Source organism: Kocuria sp. (assembly GCF_030536815.1).
Classification (GTDB): domain Bacteria; phylum Actinomycetota; class Actinomycetes; order Actinomycetales; family Micrococcaceae; genus Kocuria; species Kocuria gwangalliensis.
This window is the reverse complement of the sequence record NZ_JAUNPE010000082.1, coordinates 1,769-10,146: the sequence shown is the minus strand read 5'-3', so window position 1 is coordinate 10,146 and position 8,378 is coordinate 1,769. Positions and strand designations below refer to the sequence as shown.

Annotated in this window: 9 protein-coding genes; 6 read left to right on the top strand and 3 right to left on the bottom strand. The window is 65.9% G+C overall.

All coding sequences use genetic code 11. The annotated features are described in order from the left end of the window. Positions 1-12: 12 nt before the first annotated feature. Both Q4E95_RS08615 and Q4E95_RS08610 read right to left on the bottom strand, forming a co-directional pair. Positions 13-465, bottom strand: coding sequence for a DUF4870 domain-containing protein (locus Q4E95_RS08615; RefSeq protein WP_303382912.1), 453 nt, complete (start codon positions 463-465; stop codon positions 13-15). 169 nt (positions 466-634) lie between these two features. Beyond that, positions 635-1,501, bottom strand: coding sequence for a DUF3097 domain-containing protein (locus Q4E95_RS08610; protein ID WP_303382911.1), 867 nt, complete (start codon positions 1,499-1,501; stop codon positions 635-637). Positions 1,502-1,673: 172 nt separating this feature from the next. Here Q4E95_RS08610 and hrcA point away from each other — a divergent pair, with 172 nt between their 5' ends. From hrcA to Q4E95_RS08595, 3 genes are all read left to right on the top strand, one after another. After that, entirely contained in the window at positions 1,674-2,687 is a 1,014-nt protein-coding gene (gene hrcA, locus Q4E95_RS08605) for a heat-inducible transcriptional repressor HrcA (RefSeq protein WP_303382910.1), read from the top strand. Between the two features lie 73 nt (positions 2,688-2,760). Further along, positions 2,761-3,903: a molecular chaperone DnaJ gene (gene dnaJ / locus Q4E95_RS08600; protein WP_303382909.1), complete on the top strand. Its 1,143-nt coding sequence runs from the start codon at positions 2,761-2,763 to the stop codon at positions 3,901-3,903. After that, positions 3,900-4,661 (top strand): 16S rRNA (uracil(1498)-N(3))-methyltransferase, encoded by a 762-nt coding sequence (locus Q4E95_RS08595; protein ID WP_303382908.1) that lies wholly within the window; start codon positions 3,900-3,902, stop codon positions 4,659-4,661. The genes dnaJ and Q4E95_RS08595 overlap by 4 nt, the downstream gene beginning before the upstream one ends. 8 nt (positions 4,662-4,669) lie before the next feature. Here the strand turns inward: Q4E95_RS08595 and Q4E95_RS08590 are convergent, their stop codons facing one another. Continuing rightward, positions 4,670-5,593, bottom strand: a complete 924-nt coding sequence (locus Q4E95_RS08590) for a GerMN domain-containing protein (protein WP_303382907.1) — start codon at positions 5,591-5,593, stop codon at positions 4,670-4,672. Between the two features lie 255 nt (positions 5,594-5,848). Here Q4E95_RS08590 and Q4E95_RS08585 point away from each other — a divergent pair, with 255 nt between their 5' ends. From Q4E95_RS08585 to Q4E95_RS08575, 3 genes are all read left to right on the top strand, one after another. Next, positions 5,849-6,868 (top strand): PhoH family protein, encoded by a 1,020-nt coding sequence (locus Q4E95_RS08585; RefSeq protein ID WP_303382914.1) that lies wholly within the window; start codon positions 5,849-5,851, stop codon positions 6,866-6,868. Continuing rightward, the gene (ybeY, locus tag Q4E95_RS08580) at positions 6,865-7,371 is read left to right on the top strand and encodes an rRNA maturation RNase YbeY (protein ID WP_303382906.1); all 507 of its coding nucleotides are present in this window, start codon (positions 6,865-6,867) and stop codon (positions 7,369-7,371) included. Before Q4E95_RS08585 ends, ybeY begins: the two co-directional genes overlap by 4 nt. Positions 7,372-7,403: 32 nt before the next feature. After that, positions 7,404-8,378 (top strand): GTPase Era (locus tag Q4E95_RS08575; protein WP_303382905.1); only part of this gene is annotated, 975 nt, incomplete at its 3' end.

Sequence of the window (8,378 nt, the reverse complement as noted above, 5' to 3'; positions counted from 1 at the left end):
CTAAGGAGCCCTTCAGGGCCTGGCTGCGCGGTCGGCCTGCAGTCTGTCGAACATGTGGGTGTTGCCGCGGTACTGGTAGGGCTCACCCTGGTTGACCTTGATCCCCGCGATCACCGATTGCGCGGCCAGGACCACCCAGGTGAGGGAGGCAATCAGGGCAAAGATCCAACCGACCGCGGGAATCAATGACAGTCCGATGCCCACCAGGATGATCACGGTGGGCAACAGGGAGAAGTTGAGCGCTTCCCGGGACTCCTGTCGGGTGAACGGCCCGCGCTCGCCCAGGGTGCGGTGAATCACATAGCTGGGTAGTGCCCCGACCACACCGCCCAGGTGCGCGAGGGTGGCGAACTGCTTGTCCTGGGAGATGTCCAAGGGCTCGGCCCGAGCGGGAACGCGTTCGAACGGGGGGCTGTCTGCGGGGACCGGTCGCGAACCGGATCGGGAGGGGGGTTGATCAACCACTACATATCTCTTTTCGGGGCCACGAGCCCGTAGTGCCAAGTATCACTGCGCCGGAAATCTTCGATTCATTCTAAGGTCTCGATACTGGCCCCACGCTGAGACGCCGGTGTTAGTCGCACCACCAGGATCCGCGGACCTGTGGCCCCGCGAATCCGCAGCGGTGGCCTCGTTACCGGGGGGCCGTCAGAAAGTCGATGAGTTCCTCGACCCGTCCCAACAGCGACGGTTCCAGATCCGCATAGGAATCCACCCGGGCCAGGATCGCCTGCCAGGCCTGACCGATGTCCGCGGGAGTCTTGTGGGGCAGACCCAGTGCCTTGGCCATGCCGGTTTTCCAGTCGATTCCGCGTGGTATCACCGGCCACTCGGCCAACCCCAGGACCGACGGCTTCACGGCCTGCCAAATATCCACGTACGGATGGCCCAGCACCAGCACATTGTCCCGCGCACCGGGTACGCGCAGCGCGTTCGCGGCGATCTTGGATTCCTTGGAGCCTGTGACCAGATGGTCCACCAGAACGCCCAGGCGCCGCTCGGGGCCGGGGTTGAAGTCGCGGACCGCGGTCGGCAGGTCGTCGATTCCGTGGAGCGGTTCCACCACGATGCCCTCCACAGCCAGGTCATGCCCCCAGACCTTGGCGACCAGTTCGGCGTCGTGATAGCCCTCCACCCAGATGCGGGACTCCTTGGCCACACGTGCACGCAAACCCTCAACGGCCACGGAGCCGGATCGGGTGCGGGCGGGCTTCCGAGGACCGGTCTTGCGCGCGGGCGGGCCCAGGTTGATCGGTTCTCCGTCCAGCAGGAAACCCGGGCCCAGCGGGAAGGTCTTGATCTTGCCGCGCCGGTCCTCCAAACCCACCACGCGCATGCCGCCAATGGTTTCCAGGCTGACCGCGGCACCCACCCAACCGGTCTGCGCATCCTCCAGGACCATGCCCGGTTCCAACGCGGTGTTTCGCGCCACGGGGCCGGTGCGCGCAACCGAGGCACTACTCAGGTCCTGCGGGCCCCAGTTCCAACCGGATGCTCTCACGATGCGCTGTCCTCACGTGTGGGATGGATGATCAGCCGCGAGCGTACCAAATGGCGCGTTGGCGCCTCGGAGGTACACTGAAAACAATTAGCACTGTCATCCGTTGAGTGCCAGGAACAGTCACTGTCCTGATTCATGTCCGAATTCCGTCCATGCCGGGGAGGTGAAGCGAGTGAGCCAACCGCGCAGAGCCGAAATTTTGCGGGCGATCGTGGAGGACTACGTCCATTCACGAGAGCCCGTGGGATCCAAAGCGCTCGTGGAACGGCATCAGTTGAGCGTTTCCTCGGCCACGGTCCGCAATGACATGGCCGCCTTGGAAGAAGAGGGCCTGATCGTGGCCCCGCACACCAGCTCGGGCCGCATTCCCACGGACAAGGGGTACCGGACCTTCGTGGACCAGATTGCCTCCCTCCGGCCGTTGTCATCGCCCCAGAAACGGGCGATCCAGTCCTTCCTGGACGGTGCCAGCGACCTTGACGACGCCATGGAACGGACCGTGCGCTTTCTGGCGCAGCTGACCCACCAGGTGGCACTCATTCAATACCCCGCGGCGTCGGGAACCACCGTGCGCCACGTGGAACTCGTGGACGTGGGTGGTACCTCGTTGCTCGTGGTGTTCATCCCCACCTCCGGCAGGGTGCTGCAGCGGGTCGTGGACTTGCACCGCGCGCTACTCGAGCACGAGCTCATGGAGTTGCGGGCGCGGGTACTGGCGGGAGTGGTCGGACGGTCACTGCGGGACGTCCAGGCAGCCGCCTCCGGGACGGCCCAACGCCTGCCCGCGGAACTGGTCGAGGCGGGCACCGTGGTGGCGGAGGCACTCGGTGCTTTGGCGGCGTCGTCGGAGGACCACAGGCTGGTCATGGCCGGCACGGCCAACCTGGCCCGCTTCAGTGGTGATTTTGCTCTCAGTATCGGACCAGTCCTCGAAGCACTTGAGGAACAAGTGGTCATGCTGCGATTGTTGTCAGAGATGCAACAGGACGCCCGCGGTGTGGCCGTACGCATCGGCTCGGACAGCACCGATGACCCGCTGGCGGAAACGTCCGTGGTGGCCACCGGCTACGGCCCGCAATCCGTGTCCAAACTGGGAGTGGTCGGCCCCACCCGCATGGACTACCCCTCCACCATGGCCGCGGTGCGAGCCGTGGCCCGCTATTTGTCCCACACGCTGGGGGAGTAGCCGCGCCCACCGTGGCAGCGTTCCCCATTCGCGTTGAGTACTACACACTGACGAAAGAAGAATCGATTCCATCGTGAGCGATCACTACGAAACCCTGGGCGTGACCCGGGATGCCAGCCCGGAAGAGATCAAGCGCGCCTACCGCAAGAAGGCCCGTAAACTGCACCCGGACGTGAATCCCTCCCCGGACGCCGCCGAAGAGTTCAAGCGCGTCTCCCACGCGAACGACGTCCTGGCGGACCCCGAGAAGCGCCGCGTGTACGACGCCACCGGAAACGAGAACGGAACCGACACCGGCTTCGGCGGGGGCTTCCCCGGCTCCGGCTTCGGGTTCGCGGACATCTTCGAAACGTTCTTCCAGGGCGCGGGCGCCGCGGGCCAGCGCGGCCCCCAATCGCGAACCCGGCAGGGCCAGGACGCGCTCATCAACGTGCGCGTGTCCCTCAAGGACGCCGTGTTCGGTGTGGAAAAGGACATCACCGTGGACACCGCGGTCGTCTGCCCCACCTGTCAGGGCTCGTGCTGCCAACCGGGCTCCAGCCCCACCACCTGTTCCATGTGCCGAGGTTCCGGACACATGCAGTACCAGAAGCAGTCCATCCTGGGCGTGGTCACCACCCAGGCGCCGTGCGCCACCTGTAACGGATTCGGCACCGTGATCGAGAACCCCTGCCACGAGTGCTACGGCGAGGGGCGCGTGCGCGATCGTCGTCCGCTGACGATCAAGATCCCCGCGGGAATCCAGTCCGGTAACCGGATCCGGCTGTCGGGTCAGGGCGAAGCCGGCACCGCCGGGGGACCCAACGGCGACCTCTACGTGGAACTCAAGGTCGACCCAGACCCCACTTTCCACCGCGAAGGCGACGACCTGCACGCGCGCATCCGCATTCCCATGACCTCGGCCGCGTTGGGCACCACGGTCCAGCTGGACACGTTCGACGGCGCCCGCGACGTCGACGTCGCAGCGGGCACCCAATCGGGTGCCACCGTGACCCTCGATGACTTGGGTGTCACACACCTGCGCGGTAAAGGCCGCGGTGATCTGCAGGTGCACATCGAGGTGGACACCCCTCAGGATCTCAATTCCGAACAGCGCGAGTTGCTCGAACAATTGGCGCAACTGCGCAGCGAGCGTCGTTCGGACGCCACCACCGTGAACGCTCCGTCCTCCGGCGGTTTCTTCTCCCGGCTCAAGGACCGGTTCAACGATCTGTGACGGACCCGGTCTTCTTTGTCGACCGCGGTGAACTGAGCGCGGCAACCGCCGGTGCGGACTTCGACCTCACCGGCGCCGAGGCCCGCCATGCCGTGACCGTGCGCAGATTGCGGGCCGGGCAGACCCTGGAACTCGTGGACGGTCACGGAACCCGTGCGGCCTGTGAATTCCTGCGCGGTGAGAAGGATGCGATGACGGTGCGGGTGGCCGCAGTGGCGCACGAACCGGCGCCGGACACCGAATTCATCCTGGTCCAGGCCCTGGCCAAGGCAGACCGGGATCTCCAAGCGGCCGAAAGCGCCACGGAGCTCGGTGTGGACCGGGTGATTCCGTGGCAGGCGGATCGCAGCATTGTGCGACTCAAGGCCGAGCGGGCCGCCAAGATGCTGGGTAAATGGGAGTCCACGGTGGCCGCCGCGGCCAAGCAGTCCCGGCGTGCCCGCTGGCCCGAGCTCGGAGACCACGTGAACTCCACCGGCCTGACCGCCCTGATCCGGAGCACTCCCGAGACGCGCTGGTTCGTGTTGCACGAGTCGGCGGAGACCTCCTGGGGCGCCCTGCGAGCCGAGGAACTCACCGCCGCGACATCCATTGGGTTGATCGTGGGGCCCGAGGGTGGCATCAGTGAGCACGAACGTGAACACTTCACCGCGGCGGGCGCACACGCTCTGAAACTGGGCCGCGAGGTGATGCGTGCCTCGACCGCGGGGCCCGCGGCTCTTGCGGCGTTGTGTGCCTTGACCGGCCGGTGGAGTTGACTGTCGGCTTAGTCGGCCACGATGGTGACCGTATGGTCGTCGGAGACCTGCTCCTCGTCCTTGGGGCTGCCGGTCACGCGGACCGTGTAGTCACCGGCGGGCAGGTCCACGGGTATCTTGAATTCCGTACCCGCTGAGGAAGCGGGAGTTTCCGTTGGCTCGGCGATCTCACCGGACTGCACGGCCTCATCACCGTCAGCGGGGATCACTTCCCACGTGGCGGATGCGATTTCCGGAAGTACTCGACCGAACAGGGTCAGGGGCGAGCCGGACTCGGTTCCCGTTTGCGGATCGATCAGCCACACCGGGGCGGCCATGGACGCGTCACGGGAGATGGGATCCTGCAGGTCCACCGAGCCGAAGGCCTTGTAATCGGGCTGGCCGTCCACCAGAATCCGGACTTCCTTGGCGGTGGCCGCGTCAAGCAGCCCCGCGGTGACGGCGGCCGCGGACACGGTGTACACCAGTTGCTGGAGGGCCAGCTCGGCGTCGTCGGCGGGGAGCTGACCGGCGAACGCGGTGACGGGGAGATCAACGGTGATTGTGCCGTCGGGTGAAACGGATGTGCCCACGGACTCCACGGCCGACCACAGGGACCGGTAATCCGGGTCCAAGGGTTCAAGGCTGGTCATCATGACAACCGCTTCCGCGACGGGGTCCGCGGTGTCCGCGGCGGGCGCGGTGCGGAATTCACGGAACAGGTAGTGCGACTGCTCATCGGTCCCGGCCCAGTACACGGGTGCCTGCTCGGTGGCGACGCCCTCGTACACGCCGTCCGTGCTCACGGGGGCGGAGGCGATTCTGGGCGCGGCGCTGGAGGCATTGGTGGCGCGGTCAGCAGCTGACCCGCACGCGGCGAGGCTCAGGGTCACGGCAAGACCTGCCGAGGCGATGGTGACGGTCCTGCGGGCATAGTTATGCCTCGAGTCCATGAATTCACCATCCCGGTAGAGCTGTCGTCAATGTCTGCACGGACGCGTTGCGGGCAGAGAGCGTCCGTGACGGGTACCGGTGGACCAACATACCCACAGGTAGGGGCGGCGATGAACCCCGAAGTGCGTCCTGGGTGAAACCGTTATCAACCTGCAACATAACGAGCGGTAGGCTGGACCCCAATGACTGATCATGTATCCGGGGACGAACTGCAACCCCAAGACCACGAAGGCCACACGCGTGTTGTGGTGCACATGCCCGACCGTGACACCGCTTTGCGCGCCCTGGGCCAGGCGGACGCCACCCTGCGCCTGCTGGAACAGAGTTATCCGAACGTGCGTATCACCGTGCGTGACATGGATGTGGCCTTGGACGGGCCGGTGCAGGACACCCGTTCGGCCGCGGCCCTGCTCGAAGAGCTCGTGGTGCTTGCCCAGCGCGGCACCGACATCACGGAACGGACCGTGATGCGCGTGACCCGCATGCTCCGCGAAGCCGAGGGCATGCGCCCCGCCAGCGCGTTGGCCACGAGTATCTTGTCCACCCGCGGTAAGACCATCCGACCCAAGACCGTGAACCAGAAGCATTACGTGGACGCGATTGACGAGCACACCGTGGTCTTCGGTGTGGGCCCGGCCGGCACCGGTAAGACCTACCTGGCCATGGCCAAGGCCGTACGAGCCCTGCAGTCCAAAGAGGTCAACCGCATCATCCTCACCCGGCCCGCGGTGGAGGCCGGCGAGCGCTTGGGCTTCCTGCCGGGATCGCTCAACGACAAGATCGACCCCTACCTGCGCCCGCTCTACGATGCGCTGCACGACATGATGGACCCGGAGTCCATCCCTCGTCTCATGGAGGCGGGCACCATTGAAGTGGCTCCGTTGGCCTACATGCGCGGGCGCACCCTCAATGATGCGTTCGTGATCCTGGACGAGGCTCAGAACACCACGCCGGAGCAAATGAAGATGTTCCTCACGCGCTTGGGTTTCGGCTCGCGCATCGTGGTCACCGGTGACGTCACCCAGGTGGATCTCCCCGGCAGCACGTCATCGGGCCTGCGTCAGGTTCAGCACGTGCTCCAGAACATCGACGACATCGCGTTCTGTGAACTCACCGCCCAAGACGTGGTTCGCCATGAACTGGTGGGCGAGATCGTCTCCGCCTACGAGCAGTTCGACACCACCAATCGGCATCGCAACGAAAGACGCCGCCGCAAGGACGAGCGCCGCGCGGCCGCCTCGACCACGGCCGAGCCAGGCCAAGAGCCCTCATGAGCGTCTCGATCGACACACCGTGGGAAACCCCGGAAGAACAAACGACCTTCCCCGAGTCCTACCGCGCAGTGGATCCGGAGCAACTGACGGCGTTGGCCGACCTCGCCTTCACGCGCTGGCACATCCACCCGGACACCGAACTGTCCATCTCGGTGGTCGACGAGGAACAAATGGCCGAGTTGCACATGCAGTGGCTGGATCTGCCCGGCCCCACCGATGTGATGTCCTTCCCCATGGACGAGCTGCGCGCCGGCACGGTCACCGAACCGAGCCTGGGTGTCCTGGGAGACATCGTGCTGTGCCCGCCCGTGGCACAACGCCAGGCAGAGGCCGCCGGCCACAGCACGCAGGACGAATTGTGCCTGCTCACCGTGCACGGCATGCTGCACCTGCTCGGACACGACCACGTGGAAGACACCGAGCGAGAAGCCATGTTCACCCTGCAGCGGGATTTGCTCGAAGAGTTTCTGGGGCACGAGGCACCCGTCGAAACCATGAAATAACCCCGCCCAACGCTTTGCGAAAGGACATGGAGATGTCTGAGGTTCATCACGACACCCCCGAACAGCAGTTCCGCGCGGGATTCGCCGTGTTCGTGGGCCGCCCCAACGTGGGGAAGTCCACGTTGACCAATGCCCTGGTGGGGCGCAAGGTCGCCATCACCTCCAACCGCCCCCAGACCACCCGCCACACGATTCGGGGCATCGTCCACCGTGCTGATGGTCAGCTCATCCTGGTGGACACTCCCGGGCTCCACCGCCCCCGCACCCTGTTGGGCCAGCGCCTCAACGACGTTGTGGCCGAGACCCTGGGCGAGGTGGACGTGATCGGCCTGTGCATCCCGGCGGATCAAAAGGTCGGCCCGGGTGACCGATACATCGCTCAGCAAGTTGCCGCCGCGGCCGGACGCAACCCCGTGGTCGCCATTGTCACCAAGGCGGATTCCGTGCCCCGCGACCGGCTCGCCGAGCAGCTGGTGGCGGTCACCGAACTCGGCCGCGAGGTCATGGCCGAAGAACAGGCCCAGCGCGAGCAACGACGCCGCCGCCGCGCGGCGTCGTCGAACGCCGCCCCCGGCAACGAAAAGCCTCGTTCGGACCGGTCCGACGCCGGATGGGGCGACGTGATTCCCGTGAGCGCCAAGGACGGCTTCCAGGTCGAGGAACTCGCGGCGCTGCTCGTGAGCCTCATGCCCGAATCACCGGCGCTGTACCCGGACGGGGAGCTCACGGACGAACCGGAAATCACCATGATGGCCGAACTCATCCGGGAGGCCGCCCTGGAAGGTGTCCGGGACGAATTGCCGCACTCGCTGGCCGTGGTCGTTGACGAAGCCACCGAGCGCGAGGGCCGCCCCGCGAACAATCCCATGCTGGACGTCCACGCGAGTTTGTTCGTGGAACGGCCCTCGCAAAAGGCGATCGTGATCGGCAAGGGCGGGTCGCGGTTGCGGGAGATCGGCACCAAGGCCCGCACTCAGATCGAAGCGCTCCTGGGGACCAAGGTGTAC

What these genes read in the sequence shown, in the direction of transcription:
- Q4E95_RS08590 (WP_303382907.1), bottom strand. Translation starts at nt 5,593, where the DNA reads ATGGACTCGAGGCATAACTATGCCCGCAGGACCGTCACCATCGCCTCG.
- Q4E95_RS08585 (WP_303382914.1), top strand. Translation starts at nt 5,849, where the DNA reads ATGCCCGACCGTGACACCGCTTTGCGCGCCCTGGGCCAGGCGGACGCC.
- ybeY (WP_303382906.1), top strand. Translation starts at nt 6,865, where the DNA reads ATGAGCGTCTCGATCGACACACCGTGGGAAACCCCGGAAGAACAAACG.